The following is a 22,746-nucleotide window of genomic DNA, read 5'->3' on the forward strand; positions in this document are numbered from 1 at the left end:
TTGGCGTTTGCGCGGATCGCGATCAATCGGCCGATTGCCCGACGGGCTGCCCGACCGGGCGCGGACCTGCCTTCGATACCGTGCCGCGTGACGACGTCAGCCAGACGCCGAACAACGTCACCGCAAGGCCGAGGACCATCGCCAATGAAAGCGGCTCGCCGAAGAGCAGCCAGGCCCAGAGCATCGTCACCGGCGGGCTGAGATAGATGACGCTGCTGACCTGCGCGGCGCTGTAGAGGCGCAGGCTCGCATAGTAGACGCCGTAGCAGAAGAAGGTCGAAAACAGCACCAGCCAGGCGATGCCGAACTCGAAACGGCCATCGAGCGGCGGCATCAGCCCGCCATTCCATTCGGCGCAAGCGGCAAAGAAGATCGCCGCCGTCAGGCATTGGAGGCACAGGCTCTGGTGGATGGGCATGTTGATGGTACCCATCCGCTTCTGCAGCACGGTCGCCAGGGCAAAGACCATCATGGAAGCGATGGTCACCATGTATGCCCAGGCCGGCGCTGTCCCGAGGCTGAGGCTGTTCAGCGAGACGATCAGCACGCCGGCCACCCCGAGCGCCGTTCCGGTCCATTGCCTCGATGTCAGCCGATGGCCCAGCACGGGCTGCGAAAGCGCCGCGATCGCGAGGGGAACGAGGTCCGAGATCAACGCGACGAGGCCGGTCGGCACGCGCTGGCCGATGGCAAGCGCGAAGCCGCCGAGATAGAGGAACATCATCGCCACGCCGAACGCCATCTGCCGCATCAGGGCGCCTGCGTCGATGCGCGGCCCGACCATGAGCGCGAAGGGCAGAAGGACCAGTCCCGACATCAAGGTCCGCCAGAACAGGACCAGCATGACATCGGCGCTCTCGCTGGCGTAGCGGATGCCGACAAAACCGGAACTCCAGCTGACGACCAGCGCGGCCGCCAGGAGCGGCCAGACCAGGCGGTGGGGCTGATGTTTTGGGAGCGTCATGCGGTCTCTTCGTTGAAGCGGCGGCGGCGGGCGCCAAGCGGATCACTGCCAATCCCGGATGGGGACTTATGGCGGCGCGCATGCGCCTTTGCACATGACAAATTTCGATGCACCCATGAAATAGCCACGAAATCTGGCATACCTATTTGCCTGAGAACCGGTTCCGGGCCAGGACCTGGAGCGTTGGTTTCGATTCGAACGAGGATTGTCATGGCTGGAGTGATGAGCCGCCGCCTGGATGTCGATGCCTTGCGGGCGATGGTGGCGATCGAGAAACATGGCGGCGTCACGCGGGCGGCCGAGATGCTGGGCCTGTCGCAGTCGGCCGTCAGCCACAAGATCAGGCGGCTGGAGTTGAGCCTCGACTGCGACATCCTCAGCCGCAAGGCGAATGCGCCGATGTTCACCAGTTCAGGGCAGGATCTGCTGGGCTATGCGCGGCGCATCCTGGGCATCCATGACGAGGCGATCCTCAGCCTGTCGAAGAGCACGTTGCAAGGCAAGATCGCGCTGGGGATGACCGAGGATACGACCTGCACCGACCTTTCGCGCATCCTTGGCCGGTTTCGCCGGCTCTACCCCGAAGTGAGCGTGCGCACACAAGTGCGGATGAGCCTGGCCTTGCAGAAGCTGCTTACCGAGGGGGCGCTCGACGCGGCCATCATCCAGGTGTTCCAGCACGAGGTCCGCCCCACCGACATCCTGCTCTTTCGCGAGAGCCTGCATTGGGTGAAGTCGCCCGAGCTCATCCTGGCGAAAGGCGACCCGGTGCCGTTCCTGTCCTTCGACGACAACTGCTTCTATCGCCGCTGGGGCCTCGATCTCGGCCAGGACGAGGGAACGGTGTTCGAGATCGTCTTCGAATGTTCGAGTGCCGCCGGCATCATCGCCGGCGTGACCTCCGGGCTCGGCGTCGCGCTGCTCAGCCAGCGGCATCTGCAACCCGGCATGGAGATCGTCGACAAGACGTTCCCCAAGCCTCCGGACCTCGCCTACGTCATCCGCCGCGCCCGCAACGCCCGCAATCCGGCGCTGGAGACGCTGGTGCGGGAGATAGAGGCCGAGGTGCGGCGCCAGGGGACACTGCAGATCGTGGGGTGAGGGGGGCTTTGCGACTCAGCGGAATCTCGTTCTTTCCGTCTATGCGCGCTTGCCGATGCTAAATGTCTGCTTTGCGCCTCAACTTCAACTGTTCGGCCAGCGTGGGCGATCTCCTGGAAGCCGCCGTTATGGGGTCAGCAAAAATCCGGACAAATTGGGATCAACCTACGATCCCGCTTGGGGATCTCCGTTAGGCCTGGCACCCGCACGGAATTTTGCCACAGCCTCGGTTAGCGCCTGCGAGTCTACCGGCTTGGATAGCCTCGGAGCGTGCTGTAACGCATCAGGAAACACTGTCGTGCTGTCATAACCCGTCAGGAAAACGAATGGGATACCTCGCGAGGCAAGCAACTCTGCAATGGGAAAGCTTCGTTCGCCACGTAGATTTACGTCGAGCACCGCACCATCGAGAGTGATGCCGTCGATCTGTTGCAGGGCCTGTTCGACGGAAGCTGCGGGACCAATTACGGCGCATCCCGAATCGGTCAACTGGTCGGAAAGATCAAGCGCGAGCAAGAATGCGTCCTCGACGACGAGGACCTGAAGACCGCTTAACGGAGCTTTCTCATTCATGCATTGCCTGGAGCGGCGGGCGGACTTCCAGTTGCGGCAGCGGCAAATCAAGGACGCACACCAGACCGGACGGCTTGAATTGCAAGTCTACAGTTCCGCCCAACTCGTACTGCAAACTCTGCTGGATGAAAGTGGTTCCAAAATTTTTCTTGGCAGGTTGACTAAGGCTCGGGCCGCCGGTCTCCTCCCAGAGAATTGTCACCCGGTCATGCTTCTGTTCGGGCCAAGAAACCTCGATCCGGCCGCTCTCGACAGAAAAAGCGCCGTACTTGGCAGCATTGCTCGCAAGCTCGAAGAAAACCAAGCCCAGCGTCGCCGCCGCACTCGCATTCAGGCGGATCCTGCGACCATGGATAAGGACATGACGACGTTCCGCGCCGCTATATGGCGAAAGCGTCGCGCGTATCAGTTCCTCAAGATCGGCCCCTTCCCAATTGTGCGAAGACAGGAACTCATGCGTGCGGGCCATTGCCTGTAGCCGTTCCTGGAAGGACGTCGAGAAATCGCTCATCGAACTCGACGATCGGATCATGCGCGAAGTCAGCGCGGTGATCGTCGCGAGGATGTTCTTCACGCGGTGCTGCAGTTCATGCAGCAGCCGCTCTTGGCTGCGCTCCGCCTTTTTGTGGTTGGATATGTCGATCAGCGCTGCGATGGCGCCACGCACTTTGCCGGTTTCATCGAACAGCGGATTGGCCGACATCGTGACGTCGATGCTGCCGCCGTCGGCTCTCGCGATGCGCGCTTCGTAGCCGGGTATGGCCTTGCCTGTGCGCATCGCCATCAGCAGGGGCTGATCGTTCGCGTCGACCGTGGCCCCATTGAGAACCAGGGGTAAGGCGGCCGGCATGGGAATGAGCTTGTCGGCGGTGGCGTGCCCGCCGGCAAGCTCGACCGCGTGGCGATTACCACGGATTTCCTCGCCATTGCCGTCCTCAGCGATGAAGATGCCCACCGGCACCAGGTCGAGCAAGGTTTCCAAGCTCTCGACCCGGTTGCGCAGATCGTGCGAGAGCGCGCCGATCCTTTCCTCCGCCTTCGCGATCTGGGTCACGTCGACGAAGGTGACAACCACGCCGGCAATGACATTGTCCACTGTCCGGTAGGGCAGCACGCGCATGATGTAGCGCCTGCCGCTTTCGGCGCCCTCGACCTGCCGCTCGATCGTGCCCAGCCGGTGCAATACCTGCTCCATGTCGGCCTGCAGACCGTCGGCGGGAAAGCGCGGGCGCACATGCGCCAGCGGCCGGCCGACATCGCTTTCGACCAGTCGGAACAGATCGCGCGCAGTCGGCGTGAAGCTCTTGATACAGAGGTCGCGGTCCAGGAACACGGTCGCGATCTGGGTGCTTTCAAGAAGGTTCGCCATGTCGTTGTTGGCACGGCTCAACTCGTCGACGCGGATGTTAAGTTCGGCGTTGACGGTTTGCAGTTCCTCGTTGATCGACTGCAACTCCTCCTTGGAGGTCTCGAGCTCCTCGTTGGATGATTGCAATTCTTCATTGATGGAGGACAATTCCTCGTTGGAGGATTTCAGCTCCTCGTTGGAAGATTCCAGTTCCTCCGTCGTGATCTGAAGCCGCTCTTTGGTCTCCCTCAACTCTTTTTCGAGTTGGCTGACATTGGCGCTTTCGACATCGTCGGTTGTGTGGATTGGCTCGCTTTCGGACTCCGGCTTGATGCTGCCAACATCGCGGAACACCAACATATAGAGCGGATCCGCTCCGCTTTCGGCAGGCAGCGGCTGCACAACCAGGCTGATGGTCTGGCGTCCGCCATTGGTGCCAATGCTGATCTTGTTCTGGACGGCGGCCTGCCCGGTGCTGACGGCCTTGTGGAGGGCGGCCCGCAAATCCATTCGCATTCCCCGCCGGGCCAGGGCGAAGACATTGTTATCGGGAGCGCCGGCTGCGAGTTCCAGATATTTCCCCGTTCCGCCCGAGCTGTGCATCAACTCGCCGGCCGCGTTGATGACCACATAGGCCGGAGCATAACGGTCGAGAAGCAGCCGTTCAGCCATCTCCTGCAAGCTGCTGGTCGGCGCCCTGAGACGCGTGTGTGGCGCGGCCTGGCGTGCCGCCGCTGCGAGCGGGAATTCAGGCAGCCTCTGAGCCAAAACGCCGCCACGCTTCTGGAACAGACGGCTCGGCTTGTCGATGGTCGCAAACAGTCGCGCGTGACGGGTGACGTTCTCGGAGGAGCCAAGGAAGAGATAGCCGTTGTTGCGCAACGCGTAATGGAAGATCGGCACGATCTTTTCCTGCAGTTCCGGCCCCATATAGATGAGCAGATTGCGGCACGCGAGCAGATCGAGCTTGGAGAAGGGTGGATCGCGCAGCAGATTGTGCGAGGAAAACAGGCAGGCTTCGCGAAGATCGGATGCGACTCGGTAGGTACCATCCTCCCGTGAAAAGAACTCTTTCAGCCGCTTCGGGGTGATATCGGTGGCGATCGTCGCGGGATAGCGCCCGGCGCGGGCAACTTCCAGCGCGCGCTCGTCGATGTCGGTGGCGAAGATTTGCAGGTTAGGCGACGCCGCGCCGCGCGGTGCGTTTTCCTTGAGCAGCATTGCGATCGAATAGGCCTCTTCGCCGGTGGCGCAGCCAGGCACCCAGACCCTGATCGTCTCGTCCGGCTTGCGCCCTTCGAAAAGCTTGGGGATGACCAGACGCTCAAGTGCATCGAACGCCTGTGGATCGCGGAAAAAGCTGGTCACGCCGATCAACAGGTCCTGGAACAGGAGGTCGACCTGCTGCGGCTCTTCGCGCAGCCGCTCATAGAACGCGGTTGGGTCGTCGATCTGCAGCACCTGCATGCGGCGCTGGATGCGCCTTAGGATGGTGTTGTCCTTGTAGCCGCTGAAATCGTGGCCGGTGCGCATGCGAAGCAGCGCGGCGATCCGCGACAACTGTTCCCCGACATCTCGCTTGTGGCGGTCCCGCTCGCCCTCGGTGCGGCTGGAGTGGCGGAAATAGCTGACCAGCTTATCGGCCATTTCCTCCGCCGGCAGCACCATGTCGACGAGACCGCTCTGGACGGCGCTGCGCATCATGCCGTCATATTCGGCGCTTTCCTGCGCCAGCGTGAGCCCGCCGCGCTCCTTGATCGCTCTCAGCCCGATGGTTCCGTCGCTGCCCGTGCCGGACAGGATGACCCCGGCTGCATGCTCCCCCTGCTCCAGCGCCAGAGACGTAAAGAAGTCGTCGATCGGCGTTCGTCTTGCGCGCGTGGGCGCCATCTTGGCGACGTGGAAACGGTGCTTTCCCACGGTCACGGAGACACCCGGCGGAATGACGTAGATCTTGTTTCGCTCGATCTCGATCCCCTCGGCCGCCGGTTGCGTCTCGATCGAGGTGCAGCGTTGGATGATGCTTGCCAACACGCTCTCATGCTCGGCGTCGAGATGCTGGATCACCACATAGGCAAAGCCGCTGTCAGCGGGGACTTCCGGGAAGAATTTCTGGAGCGCCCCGATGCCGCCCGCCGATGCGCCGATGCCGACGATGGGGAAAGACCCATTGGCAGGCGCTACTGTGCGGTCGCCCGGATTAGTCTGTGGTTTTCTCGCCGTTACCTTCTTCGGTGACTGCGCCATTGTCTGTTGCCCGCCTACTTTCAAGGATACGCTCGATTACCCTGGCATCCGCCTCGTATTCCCTGGCCCGTTTGCCCAGTTGCGTGGCGAGTGCGGAGCGGTTCCGCGTCCTTTCGCGCTCGGCCATGCGCCGCGTAAATTCGGCCCGCTGCTGATGCGATCGCAGTAGGCTCCACAAAATCTCGTCGGCCTCGACCGCCTGCGCCTCCATCATCGCGTCCGGCGTGAACGCGTGTCCTGTATGGCACCGATAGCGAACCATGTCACCATCTTCGATTTCCCACAGCGGCCCGTGGCATTCAGGGCATATAAATACCGACAATTCGCCAAGGCGATCTTCATCCTTCATCGTCGAATGCTCCTGCGCGGCGACCGCCGCCTCCAGCCTGACGCCGGGCGGAGCGGGATGGGTTTCACCCGCTGGCTCGGTCGCCAATCTTCCCAGCAAACCGCCCAGTTCTGCTGCTGGCAGGCAGTGATCGACATCGACATAGTGCAATGCATTTTGCACCATGGCTGGCACAAGCGTGTCCTTCGGATTCTGGACGACGGCCAACCCGCCTACGGCCTTGATGGCCCTCAGCCCAGCGGTGCCGTCGGAAAGAGAGCCTGATAGCAGCACGCCGATGACGCTGGCGCCATAGCTAAGGGCGGCCGAGCGGAAAAGCGGATCGATTGCAGGCCGGGCGAGATTCTCACGCGGGCCGCGCCGCAGCATCATGTGATCGTCATGCAGCAGGAGATGGAAGCCGGGCGGAGCCACATAAATGTGCCCGGTCTCAAAAGACGCGCCATTTTTGGCAACCGATGCCTTCAGGCGGCCCGCGCGATCGAGAATCCCCGCCAGATAGCTCGTCTCACCGACATGGAGAACGACAAACACCGCAGCCGACATATCGGCGGGAAGGTCGCTGACGATTTGCTTTAACGGCTCCAATCCGCCAGCGGATGCACCGATAACCACCACAAACCGGTTGGTTTTCGCGGATCGCGGGCGCTCCTGGCTCATCAGATTTGCGTCAGCGGTTGGAATAGCATTGCGATCCTCAGTCATGCAGCACCCAAGGTCGTTCCAATCAACAATGGATGAGGCGAGACTTATGTTCCGCTGTCCGCGGTATCGGTGATTGGCGATTGCTGCCGCGCGGGCGTGTAGATGTGCCTTTATGAGAGGTGCAGAGGCACAGACTCGTTGCAAAGCTGGTTCGTGGACTGACGTCCGCCTTTTCCTTTTTCGGCGACCATCAGCTGACATTCGGCTTTCGGCCAATTCAAGACATTGCATAGTTTCGCCAAGCGCCTGCAATCGGCGCACAACTGGCTCCTATCCTTTCCGTCCCCCGTCACCCCATCCTCTTCTCCACCTCGGCCTTTCTCAGCAAAAACCGCTGGATCTTGCCGCTCGGCGTCTTCGGCAATTCCGTCACGAACTCCACCTCGCGCGGATAGGCGTGGGCCGAGAGGCGTTTGCGGACATGCTGGGCGAGTTCTTCGGCCAGCTCCGGGCTGCCCTTGTAGGCAAGGGCCAGGATGACGAAGGCCTTGACGATTTCGGTGCGCTGCGGGTCGGGCACGCCGATGACCGCGGTCTCGGTGACGGCGGGGTGTTCGATCAGCGCGCTTTCGACGTCGAAGGGGCCGATGCGGTAGCCGGACGAGGTGATGACGTCGTCGGCGCGGCCGATGAAGGAGACCGAACCGTCCGGCTCATATTCCACCGTGTCGCCGGTGCGGTAGTAGCCACCTGAAATGGCCGGGGTTTCGGCCTGGTGGTAGCCGCCGAACCAGCGCAGCGGCGAGTTGGCGATGTCGACGGCGAGCACGCCCGGCTGGTTGGGGCCGAGCTCGTTGCCGGCCTCGTCCAGCACCACCATGCGGTAGCCCGGCATGGCAAAGCCGGCGGAGCCGGCGCGGACGGGATGCGCCAGCCCGTGATGGTTGTTGACCATCATGCCGTTCTCGGTCTGGCCATAATGGTCGTGGATCGGCGCCTCAAGGTGGGCGTCGAACCAGCGGATCACTTCCGGGTTGAGCGGCTCGCCGGCGCTGCTCACCACACGCAGCCGGCCTTTCACGCGCGCGGCGGCGTCGGGGCCTTCGGCGAGCAGCAGGCGGAAGGCGGTGGGCGAGCCGGCAAGGCTGGTGACGCCGAGCCGCTCGATGACGTCATAGGTGCTTTTGGCGGTGAAGGCGCCTTCGTTGAAGGTGGTGGCGATGCCGAGCAGCAGGGGGCCGGTGATGGCGTAATAGAGGCCGTAGGCCCAGCCTGGATCGGCGATGTTCCAGAAGATGTCGTCGGGCCGCAGGCCGATCGCATCGCGCATATAGGCGCCGAAGGCCAGCAACGCGCCGAGCGGCACCGGCACGCCCTTGGGCAGGCCCGTCGTTCCGGAAGTTGACATCATCATGAACAGGTCTTCGCCCCGGCGCATCACCGGCTCGCAGGCCGGCGAAGCGGCGGCAAGCGCTGCGCGGAAATCGATATCGCCCTGACGCAAGGCCTCGCCCGCACCGAGGATGGTGGCGATGTGCGGAGGGTTCGCGACCTCGTCGAGCTTGCCGCGATTGGCCGGATTGGTCACCACCAGCCTGGCGCCGCTGTAGCGGAGGCGATGCTCGATCGCCTTTGGGCCGAAGGCGGTGAATAAAGGCTGGTAGACCGCGCCAATGCGCCAGACGCCGAGGATCAGCGCCACCAGTTCGGGGATGCGCGGCAGCATGCCGGCCACGACATCGCCGGGGCCGACGCCCACTCCCTTCAGCAGATTGCCGACACGTCCGGACATGTCTTCGAGATCCTCGAAGGTGAATTCGCTGAGCTCGCCACTGGCGGAGATCGCCCGCAGCGCCAACCGGTCCTGGCCGGTGTGGCGGCCGCAGCATTCGACATAGGCGTTGATGCCGGTCGCCGGATCGCCTTGCAGCCTGGCAACCTCGGTCTCGATGCGAAAGCCGGCGACGGCGTCTTCATAGCGCGGCAAGCCGGCTTGTGTCGTGGTCATGAAAATCCTCCCTGGCGGTGCGCCATCTCCCCATGGCGCGCTGTCGCGGCGACAATGGCATCAGATGGCGCCGATCGGCAACGATGGATGCAGCCCCGCATCCTTCGCCCTACAAGTTCGCCTCGGCGAAGATGCGCGCCGCCCAGTCGAGGAAGACGCGCAGGCGCGGCGAAAGCTGCCGGTTCTGCGAATAGAGCGCCGACAGCAGTGTCGGCGATGGCGGGTATTCGGCCAACACCTCGACCAGTGTGCCGTCGGCCAAATCCTTCTCGAAGCGATAGCGCGGCGCCTGGATGAGGCCGAGGCCGAGCCGCGCGAGGTCGGCGGCGGTATCGGAATTGTTGGCGGCGACGCGGCCGGGCAGCCGGACCTCGCGGGTCTTGCCGGCGACGGTGAATTCGAAGGGCAGCACTTCGCCGGTGCGCGAGGAGACGAAGCCGATCGCCTGATGGCCGTCCAGCGCGTCGGGGGAGACGGGCGTGCCATGACGAGAAAGATAGGCGGGGCTGGCGCAGGTCATCTCGCGGATCATGCCAAGGCGGCGCATGATCATGCCGCTGTCCGGCGGCTCGCCGACGCGGATGACGCAGTCGACACCCTCGCGCACGAGGTCGACCAGCCGGTCGCTCTGGCCGATCTGCAGGTCGATCCGGGGAAAGCGGCCGAGGAATTCCGGCAGGCGCGGCAGCAGGAAGGTGCGGGTGAGCAGCGTGCTGGCATCGATGCGCAGCAGGCCGAAGGGCTCGGCGTTGCGGAAGGCGGCCTCGGCATCCTCGATCTCGGCCAGGATGGACAGGCAGCGGCGGTAATAGGCCTCGCCGTCCTGCGTGGCGTTCACCTGCCGCGTCGTGCGCTCCAGCAGCCGCGCGCCGAGATGCTCCTCCAGCCGACGGATCGCTTCCGTCGCTGTCGAGCGCGGCAGGCCGAGATCGGCGGCGGCGGCGGTGAAGCTGCGCCGCTCCAGCACGCGAACGAAGAGCCGCATCGTGTCCAGACGATCCATGATCTTTGTTCGCAGTTTCCGAATAGTGATGTCAAGAGGTGGCTGATTATCCGAAGTTGGCGCGGCCTATATCCGTCTCACACAACAAGGAGAGACTTCCATGACATCCAGCCAGACAAGTACGGGCAACCAAACAAGCACGGGCCAAGCCAAAGCGGCGATCGTGACCGGCGCCTCGAAGGGCATCGGCGCGGCGATCGCGCGGCGGCTTGCGCGTGATGGCGTTGCCGTCGTCGTCAACTATGCGCGGGGACAAGCGGAGGCCGAAGCGGTGGTGGGGGCCATCGAAGCCGATGGCGGCAAGGCGATCGCCGTGCAGGCCGACATCGCCGATCCCACGGGCATCGCCGGCCTTTTCGACGCCGGCGAGAAGGCCTTCGGCGGCATCGATATCCTGGTCAACAATGCCGGCATCATGAAGCTTTCGCCGATCGCGCAGGCCGATGACGCCTTCTTCGATACCCAAATCGCGATCAATCTCGGCGGCGTGTTCCGCGGCATGCGCGAAGGCGCGCGGCGGCTGCGCGACGGCGGCCGCATCGTCAATTTCTCCAGCAGCGTCGTCGGCCTCTACCAGCCGGGCTACGGCGTCTATGCCGCCACCAAGGCGGCAGTCGAGGCGATGACGCATATCCTGGCCAAGGAGCTTGGCGCGCGCCGCATCACCGTCAACGCGGTGGCGCCCGGGCCGGTCGAGACGGCGCTGTTCACGGATGGCAAGAGCGCGGCGCAGATCGAGGCCATCGGAAAAATGATCCCGCTCGGCAGGCTCGGCCAGCCCGACGACATTGCCGGCGTGGTGTCGTTCCTGGCCGGGCCGGACAGTGGCTGGGTCAACGGGCAAATCATCCGCGCCAATGGCGGCGTGATCTGAGGAGGCCGCTGCTGTCTGCCGACCTGCTCCATCCCAAACCCTGAAACCAACCTCCAGAAACAAGGAAAAGACCATGCCATTCGCCAATATCAAGATGCCGCGGGCCGCACTTTCCAAGGCGCAGAAGGAAGACCTCATCCATCGCATGACAGCCATGTTCGTCGACTTCTTCGGCGAGGGCGTGCGGCCCTACACGATGGTGCTGGTGGAGGAAGTCGCCGACGGCGGCTATGGCCGCGCCGACGAGGTGTTCATCGTGCCGGAAGCTTTTCGCGCCGAGGAATAGGCCTTCGAACGCGATACCCGTCATATGACGACTGGTCGCCGCGAACGCCAACGTACACTCTGTCCGCGGGGCCTTTCAATGCATGTCGGTTCCCGAAAACCGATGCCCCCTTTGGGGCGGCGTGCATTAGCGGCGGGGGCCAGGTGGGCAGCCCCGAGTTGTCCACCTGTCTCGCTTCGTTCGTCGCTGGAGCCTGCCCAGTCGATGGAACCGGATGCGCTCAGGTGGCTTCGGGCGCCTGGGAGTCGTTGGAGCTGCTCACCTGTGCCGTTACGGCCGACAATTTCTGGTGCTTGGTCAGCACCGGTTTGAAATAGGCTCTTTTCATCGAAGGTCCCCGCCTGGTGTATGGAACATTGGCATGCGAATGCCTGCCGGAGTCAACAGCTTGGGCTCAGGGGTCATTCTTGGGCACGCCGACCCAGTCGGCCGCGATCTCGGCGAACAGCCAGTCGCGGAACGCCCTGACCTTTTTCTGCCGCAGCGCGCCTTCGGGGTAGACGACGTAGTAGCTGGCCGCTGATTTCAGCGCGAGGTCGAAGGGTCGCACCAGCCGCCCGGCCGCGAGGTCGGCCGAGACCAGCGCGCTGCGGCCGAGCAGCACGCCTTCGCCGTGCACCGCCGCCTCGACGGCGAAGGTGGCGGAATCGAAGCGCACGCCGCGTTTGGGGTCGATGCCTTCGACGCCGGCCTGTTCAAGCCATGTCGCCCAGTCGATGCGGAAGGCGTCGTGAATCAGCTTGTGATGCCTCAAATCCGTGGGATGCCGCAGCGGGTGCTCGCCTTGCAGCAGTTCCGGGCTGCAGACGGGGAAGACCTCCTCGTCGGCGAGGAATTCCGCCGTCACGCCGGTATAGCCGCCGCGGCCGTAGCGGATGGATATGTCGATGCCATCGCTGACGAAATCGGCCAGCACGCCCGAGGTCGCCAGCCGCACGTCGATGTCGGGATTGGCGCGATGGAAGCGGTGCAGCCTCGGCACCAGCCAGCGGCCGGCGAAACCGTCCGACGTGCTGACGTTCAGGATGCGCGTCGAGCGGTCTGGCGTGGCCGCGATGGTGGCGGCGGCGATCTGGTCGAGCGCCTTGCCGACCTCTGCCGCATAGGCCGCGCCGACAGCGGTCAGGCGCACTGAGCGCGTGCCGCGATCGAAGAGCTGGATGCCCAGCCTGTCCTCGATGTTGCGGATGGCGCGGCTGACGGCGCCGTGGGTGAGGTTGAGCTCTTCCGCCGCCTTGGAGAAGCTCAAATGCCTGGCGGCCGCGTCGAAAGCGGGCAAGGCGGTGAGGGGCGGCAATCTGCGCGGCATGAGTTCGACCTGTGAGCGTTGCTCACAAATCCTGCACAAAGAGTCGTTTGTCGTCCAGCCTGAAACCGCCCAATATTCAGGCGTACCAAGCATCCACGCCGGGCTACCGGCTTATCGATGCGCTGAATTGACCAGACAAGTGTGAGCGATCGTCATGCTCGCCCGGTGGGCGACATCGGCATTCTTGCGCTTGGCGATACACAGGAGACGAACAATGAACTCGACCCTTGGATCCATCACTGCCGTGGTGAGCGGCCTTGCCGTGCGAAGCGCGGCAGCGTTCGAGCGCCGCCGCACGCTGCGCAAGGTTACCCGGCTTTCCGACCGCCGTTTGCATGACATCGGCCTCGAACGCGACTGGGACGGTTCCATTCTTGCTCACGGAATTCCGGGCAATGGGAGGGCGATATGACCAGCACGTTGATCATCGGCGCGACCGGGCTTCTCGGCAGCGAGATGGCGAAGGCCAGCGCGCGCAATGGCGACAGCTTGCATGTGCTGGTCCGGCCGGCAACATCAGGCAATGGAGAGCGGATGCGCCCGCTGAAGGAGCTCGGCGCCACGGTGCATGTCGGCGATCTCGACGACTATGACAGCCTTCTGCGCGCCGTCGGCAAGGTCGATCGCGTCATCAGCTCGGTGCATGTCGGCTCGGCCAGCGAAATGACGCTGGTGCGCGCCGTCAGGGATGCCGGGGTCTCGCGCTATGTGCCGTCCGCCGGCTTCGGCCTCGACTTTGCCGCCGCCGCACCCGGCTCGATCGAACCGCTCGATCTCAAGCGGGCCGTCTTCGACGCGGTCCGGGAGGCCGATCTGCCCTATACGGTGATCTACACCAACGGCTTCTTCTCGACCTGGGTGGCGACGCTGGGCGACCTGACGCGCTTCGGCTCCTCGCCGCTGCCGCCCGACGAGGTGACGCTCTATGGCGACGGCAATGTGCCGGCGACATTTGTCAGCGAGAAGGATATCGCCGCCGTCACGATGCGCGCTCTGGAGGATCCCAACGCTGTTCGCGGCGAAATCCGCATCGCGCAGAACAAGATCACGCAAGCCGAGATGATCGACCTGTGGCGCCGGGTGAGCGACCGCTCGCCGCGCGTCAAGCAGATGAGCGCCGGGGAGTTGGAGGCGATGATCGCGGCGGTTCCCGGCCTTGGATTGCTGCGCGCATTCTGGATCCGTGGCGAGACCGCGCTCGAGACGGCCACTCCGGAAGCGGGGACGCTCTATCCGGAGCTGAAGTTCGAGACGATTGAAAGCACTTTTGTGGCGATGGCCGGCGCGGGTGGGGGGAGGTTGTGAAGGTTAGGGTTCTTGGCAAAGTCGACACTCTACGGCGGGCGTGGTTGGCTTCCCCAGTGGTTGACCCGACAGCCCATCCAGCCGATAGGTCCGCGCGAACAGCCCGAGACCGCAATGACCGACCTCAAAGATACCACCCGCGCGACCGCCCCCGAGGCGACCTGGCAGGACGATGTCCGCGCCGGTGTGCACCATGTGCGTGACCTCTCCTCCCTGCCGCTCTCGCCGGCCGAACGCGAAGCCGCGCAAGCTGCCGCCGCGCTGCACAAGGTGCGCGCGCCAAAAAGCTATCTCGATCTGATCGACTGGAACGATCCGGCCGACCCGATCCGGGCGCAGGTGATCCCGTCGCCTGGGGAATTGGAGGAGGCGGAGGGCGAACTGGGCGATCCGATCGCCGATCACGAATTCAGCCCGGCGCCGCGCCTCACGCATCGCCATGCCGACCGGGTGCTGTTGTTCCCGACCTATCAATGCGCGGTCTATTGCCGGTTCTGCTTCCGCAAGGAATCGCTGACGTCGATCGGCCGTGGCTATACGCGCGAGGCGCTGGAGCCGGCGCTGGCCTATATAGCGGATCATCCCGAAATCTGTGAGGTGATCCTGACCGGCGGCGATCCGCTGTCGCTGCCGGATAACGCACTGGCCGAAATCCGTGCCCGGATTGGAGCGATTCCCCATGTGCGGCTGTTGCGCATCCACACGCGCGTGCCGGTGGCGCTGCCTTCGCGCATCACGCCAGGGCTGGTCGCGGCGCTGCAAGGCCGGCTGATGGTGACGGTGGTCACCCATTTCAACCACGCGCGCGAGATCACCGATGCCACCGAAGCGGCCTGCCGCACCTTGCGACAGGCCGGCTTCGTGCTGCTCAACCAGAGCGTTCTGCTCAAGGGCGTCAACGATACGGTCGAAGCGCTGGAAGAGCTCTGCCGCGAGCTGATGTACCGGCTGGGGATAAAACCCTATTACCTGCACCATGGTGACCTCGCGCGCGGCATGGCGCACCGGCGCACGACGATCGCGCAGGGCCAGGCGCTGGTGGAAGCGCTGCGCGCGCGCCTGTCGGGCATCTGCAATCCCATTTATGTGCTGGATCTACCGGAAGGCGGCGGCAAGGTGCCGCTCGGACCTTGCCATGTCGAGGCACAGGACGGGGAAAGCTGGCGCATACGCGGGCTGGATGGGAAGGTGAGGGACTATCGGGAGGTGGTCAGCGTTCGGGAAGAACGGCCCTCGAAGAATCCGGCTGCCGGCTCATGACGCCAGGATGTTACTCCTGCTTGCGTCATAGCAACTGTTCATAATGGCCAGCGTCTGCGCCGCCCCTCACCTGCCTGCCGGCATCCTCTCCCGTATAGTGACGGGGAGAGGGGCGCTACCGTCGCCGATTTCGCCAATCTCAAGCGTTGCAGGAAAACCACCGGCGTTGCGGCCGGTCCTCTCTCCCCGTCACTATACGGGGAGAGATGTCCGGCAGGACAGTGAGGGGCGGCGCTGACGCCAAAGATTGCCGCATTCGGCCGGAAACTCATGATGTCGTAACGCAGCAGGAATAGTCGGGCTGACCCTAAACCCCATCACCGTCGACAAACGCCAGCACGACCACGCGCGGGGCAACGCAGTATGCGAGCCGCGCCTTGCGGCCGGTCCTCGTCGTCGCGTGGCCGGTCTCCAAGTTCACGGCGATGTCCTCATAGCCCAGCACCTCGCGGTCCAGCGGATAGGCAGCCTTGTAGACCGCTTCCTTGGCGGCGAAGAGGATGCGGCCGGCAAGCTGCCGGTCGGTCGCGCCCGTCCGGTCGGCGGGCATGGCGACGAGGGCGGAAATCTCATCGGGCAGGGGCAGCGCCGGTTCGACATCGATGCCGAGCGAGCCGACGCCGGCAACAGGCGCAACCGCCGCCACGGCCATATCGTCGTCATGGGCGAGCGAGCCCGTTATCCCTTCGGGCCAGGCGGGCGCACCGGAAGGCGTGCGTAAGAGGGCGAAACCGTCGAAGCCGATATCCGCCAGCAGCCGGTGCGCGATCCAGCGCGCCGCGCCGCTGGCCCGCCGCATGGCCGGCTGGCGGGCGGAGATGGAACGCGCTTCCTCGGGCAACAGATGGGTCTCGTCGCCTTCACGGATGATCCGGCAGCCGGTGCGGACCCCGGCCGGGGCCATGGCGGCCATGGCGCGTGCCAGGGCGATTTCCTCGGGCGTCATCGGTCGCCGGGCGGCAGGACGAGATCGGCGATCATTTCACCGTCCTCGTCGAGCCCTTCCTCGACGAAACCGGCGGCGCGATAAAGCCGCCGCGCCGCCTCGTTCTCCGGTTCGTAGCAGATCGACACGTGCCTAACGTGGCCGAGCCCTTGGATTTCCTCCAGCACCGCCAGCAGCGCGGCCTTGCCATAGCCCCGGCCTTGCCAGGCGCGGTCGACCATGAAGCGGTAGATGCGGGCCTCGTCATCGTCGCGTGGCGCCTCGTACATCAGGAATCCGACAAGCTGATCCCCGGCCATCACCGCGCGCGGCCGCGCGGCCCGATCGGACCGGGCTTCGCGGAGCGAATCCGCATTGCCAGCGACGAAGTCCATCTGCTCCGGAGCCAGTCGCAGGGCCGTGACCAGGGCGCGATTGGCCGGGGTCACCGGGACGATACGGATGTCCACGGTGCCAGGCACGCGGTCCGTCAAGACGCCGATGCTCCGGAGCCCTCGCTGACTGGCTCGACGAACCGGTGCAGCTTGGCCGGGTTGCCGCGCCAGATGGAGTTGGGCTCCAGCTCCTCGCCCTTCATCACGAAGGAATCGGCATCGACCATCGATCCCTTGCCCATCACGACGCCGTAATGGACGAAGGCGGACGGCCCGAGCGTGCAGCCATCGCCGATGCGGATGAAGTCGGACTTGAAGGCGCCTTCCTCCAGCGAATGGGCCTGGATGACGCAGCCTTCGTTGAGCGTGACGTCGTCGCCGATCTCCACCAGCGAGCGCTCGGTCAAATTGGCGCCGCCGTCATAGACGCGCTTGCCCACCTTGACGCCCAGCATGCGCAGGATCATCGGCCGGAACGGCGTGCCGGCGAACAGGCGCACGATGGGCGAATCCGCCAGCTTCCAGTGGCGTTCGTGGCGCCAGAAGGTGACGTCGTAGATCGTCGTTATCTGCGGCTGCAGCTTGCGAAAACCAAGGCTTGCCCGCTCGACGAAGATGTAGAACGGAATGGTGATGGCCGAGGTCAAAAGCACCGCCACGAAGAGCGCGATTTCCGCCCATTCGGTGTAGTAGTTCAGTGCCCGGTCCCAGATCGCCAGCGTGGCGAACAGCATGACCCATTGCGTCGCGATGAACAGCAGGATCGTCACCAGATTGTGACGGTTCTTGTGCGGGATGCGCTTCAGCCGGTCTTCCTCGTCGATACCGGCGATGAGTTCCTTGTCGCGGTTCACCATGCGCGGGATTTCAAAGGGCGGCGAGCCCAGAAGGCCGACATTCTCGCGCAACGGCCCGTCGATCGGGACCATCACCTTGGTGCCGAGCAGGACGTTGTCGCCCGTGCGTCCGTCCGGCGGATAGTAGATGTTGTTGCCGAGATAGTTGCGCTCGCCGATCCGCGTCGGCTCGAGCCGGAACGCGGAAGCGGACTTGTGCATGTTGATCATGAAAAGCCCGTCCGACACCATGGTCTGGGTGCCGATCTCGCACAGGAGCGGGTTTTCGTGCTGCTGGTTGGAGCCGAAATTGGAGCCGGTCTGCACCACCTTGTTGAGGTTCCAGCCGATGGCGCTCATGTAATGGACGATGGCCGAGCTGTCGCCGAACAGCAGCCCGAGCACGCGGGAGTTGCTCGAGAACTCGGCAACCGTCTGCAGCCAGTAGCGGAAGCCGTAAAGCGTGTAGGTGCGGCCGGGTTTCAGGATCAGGCTGAACAGGCGCGGCACCAGCGTCGCGGCGAGGAAGGCGACGGCGATGTAGCCGAAAAGCGTGACTGTGGTGCCGATCGCCACAAGGCCGATCGTCTCCTGATAGTCGTCGCCGACATTCTCCCAATAGCTGTGGAACAGAAGCGGCAGCGGGGTGATGATGGCAAACAGCCCTATCAGCTGCACGGCTTCGTAGAGGAAGCGCCGGACACGGGGAGGATTGACGTTGCGCACCTTGCAATAGTCCGCCGTGGTCGGCACCGCCGGCGAGCCATGCCAGTGTTCGCCGTCGGGGATGCGTTGTCCGCGCTGCAGCGAGGAGGAATGGCCGAGCTGGCCGCCATCGCCGATCGCGGTGTCGATGTCGAGCGTGCAGCCGACGCCCACGAAGGCGTCGCGGCCGATGGTCAGCGGCCCGGTGTGGATATAGCCGGCCTGGGCGCGATAGCCGAGGATCAGCGATTCCTTGCGCAGGATGGTTCGGTCGCCGATCGAAATCAGGTCCGTGCACACGGGCACGGCACGGGATTCGATGACCACGTTCTTGCCGATCCTGGTTCCCAGAAGCTGCAGGTAAAGGCTGTAGAGCGGGCTGCCGCGGAACAGCACGACGGGCGCCGTGCGGATCAAGGTTTTCACCACCCAGAAGCGATAGTAACGCAGGCCCCAGATCGGAAACGCTTCCGCCTTCCAGCGACCGACGAGCACCCATTTGGTGGCAACGGCAAAGCCCGACATGCCGAAGAACACGCCGGCCGAGAGCACCACGCACCTGATGTAGAGCTGCAGCGGTTCGTCGAGCGCGTCATAGACCCAGTTGAGGCCGTCATTGATCGCCCACAGCGCCACGTAGCTGTAGAGCGCGTAAAACAGCAACTGCGCCGCGCCGCAGGTCCAGTAGACGAGATTGGACGCCTGGCGGGTGAGAACGGGGTCGTTGGTGGCCGTCGTCAGCTCTTCCGCCACGCTCAGGTGCTTGGCCAGGCGCGCCACGGTCGGATAGAGATAGATGTCGCGCATCGACGTCGTCGCCCATTCCTTGCGGGTGCGCACGCGGGCGCAGAAATGCGCCATGAGCAGCGAGTTGGCGCCAAGATCGTCGAAGAAATTGTCCTCGATCGACACGTCGTCGAACTTCAGCACGGCGCATAGCGCGTCGGCCAGGAAGCGCTCGTCGTCATTGCCGGGCGCCACCATGGCGCGGTCGGCCGAAAGCCGGACGCTGGTCGGCTTGGGAAGCTGGCGAAGGTCGACCTTGTTGGAGACCGTCATCGGGATCGCCGGCAGTTCCTCCAGGTAGGAGGGCACCATGTAATCCGGCAGCCGCCGCTTCATCGTCTGGGCAATGTCGGCGCGCGAGAGCGCCGGCTGGCCGGCCTTGGGCGCGTAATAGGCAACGAGCTCGACGCGGCCGGGCTCGATCTCCCAGGTGGTGACGGCGGCCTGCGCGATCTCCGGCTGGTCGAGCAGCACGGCCTCGATCTCGCCGAGTTCGATGCGGTAGCCGCGGATCTTGACCTGGGTGTCGATGCGCCCGGCATATTCGATCTCGCCGGCGTCGTTGATCCGGCCAAGGTCGCCGGTGCGGTAGATGCGCTTCGACGGGTTGTTCGGCAGGCCGAGGAAGTCGGCGATGAACTTCTGTTCGGTCAGGTCCGGCCGGTTGAGATAGCCGACCGCCAGCCCGATGCCGGCAATGCCGATCTCGCCCAGTTCACCAGGCTCGGCGAGCTGCGGCAGCGAAGGGTCGAGAATGACGATCGAATAGGTGGGCAGCGGCGCGCCGATAGTCACCGGCCGGTCCGGCGTCAGCGCCCCCATGGTTGCCGTGACGGTCGCCTCTGTCGGGCCATACGTGTTGAGGATCTGCCGGCCGGGCTTCGACCAGCGCACCACCAGATTGTGCGGGCAGGCCTCGCCGCCCACCAGGAGCGTGCGCAGGCTTGGCACATCCGATGTCATGGACGACAGAAGCGTCGGGCTGCAGGCCATGCAGGTGATGTCGTGATGGCGCAGGAAATCGGCGAGCTCTTCGCCCACCAATGGCATCTGGCCCGGTGCCGGGACGACCGTCGCGCCGGCGACGAACGGCACCCAGATCTCTTCGGAGGAAAAGTCGAAGGCGATGGTCATGCCCTGGTAGACGCGATCGCCCGGCCGGTAGCCGTAGGACGCGGCCGCGACGCGGATGAAGTTGACGAAGCTCTGGTGGCGGATGGCCACGCCCTTCGGCCTGCCGGTCGTGCCCGACGTATAGAGGATGTAGCAGATGTCTTCGATTGCATTGGCGGCCGATGCCTTGTGCGGCTTCAGCGGCGCGTTGGACTGGGCCGATATTTCGGCAGCGGCGCTGTCGATCAACAGATGCGGAACCGGCAACTCGCCGGCCCGCGATGCATAGGTGGCGATGGTGACGACCAGGCTGACGCTGGCGTCCTCGATGATGAGCGCCATGCGCTCCTGCGGAAAGGCGGTGGCCAGCGGCACGAAGGCGGCGCCCGCCTTCACCACGGCGAGCAGGGCGACATAGGTTTCCGCGGACCGGTCGAGGATGAGCCCGACGCGGTCGCCCGGCCGCACGCCGCGCTTGACCAGCAGGCGGGCGAACTGGTTGGCTCTGCTGTCCAGCTCCCGGTAGGTCCAGGTGCGGCCCTCGGAGATCACCGCCGGCAGCGTGGCAAATGTTTCGGCGAGTTGCTCGAAGACCTTGTCGAGCCGCTCGTCCGGCTGACCCGCCCGGGCAAAATCGGCGCCTGCCAGGACCTGGCGGCGCGCGTCGAGGGCAATTTCCGCAAGTGCATGGACGCTGTCGGGGCTGGTCCCGGGCTCTCCGCCCGACCTTGCCGCTTCCCTGTCCAATTCGGCGATATCGATACCGTGGTCCATTTCCAAACTTTCTCGTCCTGGCCAAGCCGTCACGGGCACATCTCGGTCATGCCGCCGCGCCGGCAGGCATTGTCGGCTGTGCCGCCGCTGCAATTTGATCGTTGTTGATGGAGGTGGAATGACCGAAGCTTCCAAAACGGAAGATTCCGGAATTCCGACCGGCGATCGCTGACCGCCGGGTCCCTCTTTGGCCGCGCGGTTATCACGGAATCGGCCGCTCCGTCTTCACATGTTCGGGAGCATGGATACGGGGCGTCGCCGGGGCGCGGCCTGTGGCGAGCGACATGCCGGGCAGGGCACCCATCGATCCGTGAAAACCTCGTTGCATTGCCCGTAACCCAACCCCGTGCACCTGTGCGGCGGCCAGATTTCCGGCCGTTGAGGGATTGATATGCCATCCGATCTTTTCGCCAGTTTTTCTGAACTGTTGAATCTTGTTTCTGGATTGTGTCTGGGCGGGCTCGCGCATGCCCGCAACCGCCGGTTTTCCGGCCTTTTGAAAAAATCTTTCGACGCCCGGGAATAAAGCGCGGCGCTTCCGGGTCTTGTCATCAGCGGGGCCAATCGGCCCGCGACGCGAAGAAACGAAACAAGGATTTTGCGAAATGACCAAGCTCGCTCTCAGCGTGGCCGCGATGTTGCTTGCCTCGAGTTCCGCCTTTGCCGGCAGCGACCATGGCGCCAACAATTCCAACCAGCCGGCTGCTCCGGTCGACACCAACGCGACGGCTTCGATCCCTTACACGGCACGTCCCCATGGCGTCGACACCAAGGTGACGACCGGGCCGAAGCAGGGGTCAGTGCAGGACATGATCAACCGGCACAATGACGACGGCATCTGGGGCAACTGAGCGCGCTCCGGTCTTCGAACATCCCCAGGGGCTTGGCCCTGCGTCATTCCAAGCCGTGCCTTTAGCCACCACTCAACAGAGGAGAACCACCATGTTCAGCATGACACGCCGCACACTGCTCGGAACCGCCACTGCCGCCGCTGCCTTCGGCCTGGCCGGCAAGCTTGAATTCACCCGCCCCGCTTTCGCGCAGACGCCGGTGGAGCCGACCATCGGCTTCTACAAATACACGGTCGGCGACATCGAGGTCACCGCCATCTATGACGGCATCTGGAAGAAGCCGCACGACCCGGCCTTCATTAGGGATGTCTCGGTAGACGACACCAAGGCCGCACTCGCCAAGGCGGGTCTGACCACCGACTTCATGCCCATTCCGCTGACCGTCGTGGTGCTCAAGATGGGGGGCAAGCTGATCATGATGGATGCGGGCTCCGGCGTCGGCCAGTGGCAGGCCAACGCCACGCATCTGCCGGCCAACATGGCCGCCGCCGGCATCGACTACAAGGCGATCGATACCATCATGATCTCGCATTTCCACCCCGACCATGTCTGGGGCCTGATGGAGAAGGGCACCAACACGCCGGTGTTCCCCAATGCCGAGCTGATCGTCAACGCCACCGAATACAACTGGTGGACCGACCCGAGCCGGCTGGCCAAGCTGCCCGAGGGCCGCAAGCCGGCGGGCAAGCGCATCGCCGAAAACTTCCCGAAATGGAAGAACTGGAAGCTGGTCGAGGACGGCGCCGAGGTGGCGCCCGGCATCCAGATCATCGCGGCGCCCGGCCACACGCCTGGCCACTCGGTGTATCTCGCAAACTCCGGCAAGGAGCAGCTGATGATCTCGGCCGACACCATGTATGTGCCGGCTTTGCTGGCGCCGCATCCGGAATGGCAGGGCGCTTACGACCAGGATGGACCCACCGCAATCACCACGCGCCACAAGATCATCGACCGGGTGATCGCGGACAACATCCGCATTTCCGGTTCGCACTTCCCGTTCCCGGGCACCGGCGTCTTCGTCAAGGACGGCAATGCCTATGGCTTCACTCCCGGTCAAGTTTGAACGGGTAACGCAAACCCATGCGAGAA

The 22,746-nt window shown here is 64.2% G+C and carries 19 protein-coding genes; 8 read left to right on the forward strand and 11 right to left on the reverse strand.

The features are described from left to right. Positions 1-22: 22 nt before the first annotated feature. Positions 23-964: a DMT family transporter gene (locus tag EJ077_RS09640; protein WP_208701495.1), complete on the reverse strand. Its 942-nt coding sequence runs from the start codon at positions 962-964 to the stop codon at positions 23-25. A 210-nt stretch (positions 965-1,174) separates the two neighbouring features. Here EJ077_RS09640 and EJ077_RS09645 point away from each other — a divergent pair, with 210 nt between their 5' ends. Beyond that, the gene (locus tag EJ077_RS09645; RefSeq protein WP_208701497.1) at positions 1,175-2,065 is read left to right on the forward strand and encodes a LysR family transcriptional regulator; all 891 of its coding nucleotides are present in this window, start codon (positions 1,175-1,177) and stop codon (positions 2,063-2,065) included. Positions 2,066-2,230: 165 nt separating this feature from the next. Here the strand turns inward: EJ077_RS09645 and EJ077_RS09650 are convergent, their stop codons facing one another. From EJ077_RS09650 to EJ077_RS09670, 5 genes are all read right to left on the reverse strand, one after another. Next, positions 2,231-2,638, reverse strand: a complete 408-nt coding sequence (locus EJ077_RS09650; RefSeq protein ID WP_208701499.1) for a response regulator — start codon at positions 2,636-2,638, stop codon at positions 2,231-2,233. Next, positions 2,631-6,233, reverse strand: coding sequence for a CheR family methyltransferase (locus tag EJ077_RS09655; RefSeq protein ID WP_208701501.1), 3,603 nt, complete (start codon positions 6,231-6,233; stop codon positions 2,631-2,633). The genes EJ077_RS09650 and EJ077_RS09655 overlap by 8 nt, the downstream gene beginning before the upstream one ends. Continuing rightward, complete coding sequence (locus tag EJ077_RS09660; protein ID WP_208701503.1) at positions 6,187-7,287, reverse strand: chemotaxis protein CheB; 1,101 nt, start codon at positions 7,285-7,287, stop codon at positions 6,187-6,189. Before EJ077_RS09660 ends, EJ077_RS09655 begins: the two co-directional genes overlap by 47 nt. Before the next feature lie 289 nt (positions 7,288-7,576). Next, positions 7,577-9,235 (reverse strand): acyl-CoA synthetase, encoded by a 1,659-nt coding sequence (locus tag EJ077_RS09665; protein ID WP_208701505.1) that lies wholly within the window; start codon positions 9,233-9,235, stop codon positions 7,577-7,579. Between the two features lie 109 nt (positions 9,236-9,344). Beyond that, a complete protein-coding gene (locus EJ077_RS09670; protein WP_208701507.1) occupies positions 9,345-10,238 on the reverse strand; it encodes a LysR family transcriptional regulator in 894 nt (297 codons plus the stop codon). A 100-nt stretch (positions 10,239-10,338) separates the two neighbouring features. Between EJ077_RS09670 and EJ077_RS09675 the strand changes: the two genes are divergently transcribed. Then, positions 10,339-11,112 carry an SDR family oxidoreductase gene (locus tag EJ077_RS09675; RefSeq protein WP_208701509.1) on the forward strand — a complete coding sequence of 258 codons (774 nt, stop codon included), beginning with the start codon at positions 10,339-10,341 and terminating at the stop codon, positions 11,110-11,112. 73 nt (positions 11,113-11,185) lie between these two features. Continuing rightward, entirely contained in the window at positions 11,186-11,398 is a 213-nt protein-coding gene (locus EJ077_RS09680; protein ID WP_208701511.1) for a tautomerase family protein, read from the forward strand. Between the two features lie 394 nt (positions 11,399-11,792). On the opposite strand, the gene EJ077_RS09685 is transcribed toward EJ077_RS09680, so the two are convergent. Next, positions 11,793-12,707: a transcriptional regulator GcvA gene (locus EJ077_RS09685; RefSeq protein ID WP_208701513.1), complete on the reverse strand. Its 915-nt coding sequence runs from the start codon at positions 12,705-12,707 to the stop codon at positions 11,793-11,795. A 214-nt stretch (positions 12,708-12,921) separates the two neighbouring features. Here EJ077_RS09685 and EJ077_RS09690 point away from each other — a divergent pair, with 214 nt between their 5' ends. From EJ077_RS09690 to EJ077_RS09700, 3 genes are all read left to right on the forward strand, one after another. Then, positions 12,922-13,119 carry a DUF1127 domain-containing protein gene (locus tag EJ077_RS09690; protein WP_208701514.1) on the forward strand — a complete coding sequence of 66 codons (198 nt, stop codon included), beginning with the start codon at positions 12,922-12,924 and terminating at the stop codon, positions 13,117-13,119. Further along, positions 13,116-14,012 carry an NmrA family NAD(P)-binding protein gene (locus EJ077_RS09695; protein WP_208701516.1) on the forward strand — a complete coding sequence of 299 codons (897 nt, stop codon included), beginning with the start codon at positions 13,116-13,118 and terminating at the stop codon, positions 14,010-14,012. Before EJ077_RS09690 ends, EJ077_RS09695 begins: the two co-directional genes overlap by 4 nt. Positions 14,013-14,126: 114 nt before the next feature. After that, positions 14,127-15,272: a KamA family radical SAM protein gene (locus tag EJ077_RS09700; RefSeq protein WP_208701518.1), complete on the forward strand. Its 1,146-nt coding sequence runs from the start codon at positions 14,127-14,129 to the stop codon at positions 15,270-15,272. Between the two features lie 307 nt (positions 15,273-15,579). Here the strand turns inward: EJ077_RS09700 and EJ077_RS09705 are convergent, their stop codons facing one another. From EJ077_RS09705 to EJ077_RS09720, 4 genes are all read right to left on the reverse strand, one after another. Then, positions 15,580-16,218, reverse strand: a complete 639-nt coding sequence (locus tag EJ077_RS09705; RefSeq protein WP_208701520.1) for a 4'-phosphopantetheinyl transferase family protein — start codon at positions 16,216-16,218, stop codon at positions 15,580-15,582. Further along, entirely contained in the window at positions 16,215-16,691 is a 477-nt protein-coding gene (locus EJ077_RS09710) for a GNAT family N-acetyltransferase (protein WP_245458697.1), read from the reverse strand. The genes EJ077_RS09705 and EJ077_RS09710 overlap by 4 nt, the downstream gene beginning before the upstream one ends. Next, the gene (locus EJ077_RS09715; protein WP_208701522.1) at positions 16,688-20,806 is read right to left on the reverse strand and encodes a Pls/PosA family non-ribosomal peptide synthetase; all 4,119 of its coding nucleotides are present in this window, start codon (positions 20,804-20,806) and stop codon (positions 16,688-16,690) included. Before EJ077_RS09715 ends, EJ077_RS09710 begins: the two co-directional genes overlap by 4 nt. A gap of 202 nt (positions 20,807-21,008) precedes the next feature. Next, positions 21,009-21,419 carry a hypothetical protein gene (locus EJ077_RS09720; protein WP_208701524.1) on the reverse strand — a complete coding sequence of 137 codons (411 nt, stop codon included), beginning with the start codon at positions 21,417-21,419 and terminating at the stop codon, positions 21,009-21,011. Between EJ077_RS09720 and EJ077_RS09725 the strand changes: the two genes are divergently transcribed. Then, the gene (locus tag EJ077_RS09725; protein WP_208701526.1) at positions 21,412-21,657 is read left to right on the forward strand and encodes a DUF680 domain-containing protein; all 246 of its coding nucleotides are present in this window, start codon (positions 21,412-21,414) and stop codon (positions 21,655-21,657) included. The two genes, EJ077_RS09720 and EJ077_RS09725, sit on opposite strands and share 8 nt — an antisense overlap. Positions 21,658-21,748: 91 nt before the next feature. Beyond that, entirely contained in the window at positions 21,749-22,720 is a 972-nt protein-coding gene (locus EJ077_RS09730) for an MBL fold metallo-hydrolase (protein WP_208701528.1), read from the forward strand. The last annotated feature ends 26 nt before the right edge of the window (positions 22,721-22,746 follow it).

It is taken from the genome of Mesorhizobium sp. M8A.F.Ca.ET.057.01.1.1, from assembly GCF_003952565.1.
Taxonomy (GTDB): domain Bacteria; phylum Pseudomonadota; class Alphaproteobacteria; order Rhizobiales; family Rhizobiaceae; genus Mesorhizobium.

Bases quoted from the DNA above. Each gene is read 5' to 3' on its own strand.
- EJ077_RS09730 (WP_208701528.1), top strand. From the start codon at position 21,749: ATGTTCAGCATGACACGCCGCACACTGCTCGGAACCGCCACTGCCGCC.
- EJ077_RS09670 (WP_208701507.1), bottom strand. From the start codon at position 10,238: ATGGATCGTCTGGACACGATGCGGCTCTTCGTTCGCGTGCTGGAGCGG.
- EJ077_RS09675 (WP_208701509.1), top strand. From the start codon at position 10,339: ATGACATCCAGCCAGACAAGTACGGGCAACCAAACAAGCACGGGCCAA.
- EJ077_RS09700 (WP_208701518.1), top strand. From the start codon at position 14,127: ATGACCGACCTCAAAGATACCACCCGCGCGACCGCCCCCGAGGCGACC.
- EJ077_RS09690 (WP_208701514.1), top strand. From the start codon at position 12,922: ATGAACTCGACCCTTGGATCCATCACTGCCGTGGTGAGCGGCCTTGCC.
- EJ077_RS09695 (WP_208701516.1), top strand. From the start codon at position 13,116: ATGACCAGCACGTTGATCATCGGCGCGACCGGGCTTCTCGGCAGCGAG.
- EJ077_RS09660 (WP_208701503.1), bottom strand. From the start codon at position 7,287: ATGACTGAGGATCGCAATGCTATTCCAACCGCTGACGCAAATCTGATG.
- EJ077_RS09665 (WP_208701505.1), bottom strand. From the start codon at position 9,235: ATGACCACGACACAAGCCGGCTTGCCGCGCTATGAAGACGCCGTCGCC.
- EJ077_RS09640 (WP_208701495.1), bottom strand. From the start codon at position 964: ATGACGCTCCCAAAACATCAGCCCCACCGCCTGGTCTGGCCGCTCCTG.
- EJ077_RS09725 (WP_208701526.1), top strand. From the start codon at position 21,412: ATGACCAAGCTCGCTCTCAGCGTGGCCGCGATGTTGCTTGCCTCGAGT.
- EJ077_RS09685 (WP_208701513.1), bottom strand. From the start codon at position 12,707: ATGCCGCGCAGATTGCCGCCCCTCACCGCCTTGCCCGCTTTCGACGCG.
- EJ077_RS09680 (WP_208701511.1), top strand. From the start codon at position 11,186: ATGCCATTCGCCAATATCAAGATGCCGCGGGCCGCACTTTCCAAGGCG.
- EJ077_RS09645 (WP_208701497.1), top strand. From the start codon at position 1,175: ATGGCTGGAGTGATGAGCCGCCGCCTGGATGTCGATGCCTTGCGGGCG.
- EJ077_RS09655 (WP_208701501.1), bottom strand. From the start codon at position 6,233: ATGGCGCAGTCACCGAAGAAGGTAACGGCGAGAAAACCACAGACTAAT.
- EJ077_RS09715 (WP_208701522.1), bottom strand. From the start codon at position 20,806: ATGGACCACGGTATCGATATCGCCGAATTGGACAGGGAAGCGGCAAGG.
- EJ077_RS09650 (WP_208701499.1), bottom strand. From the start codon at position 2,638: ATGAATGAGAAAGCTCCGTTAAGCGGTCTTCAGGTCCTCGTCGTCGAG.
- EJ077_RS09705 (WP_208701520.1), bottom strand. From the start codon at position 16,218: ATGACGCCCGAGGAAATCGCCCTGGCACGCGCCATGGCCGCCATGGCC.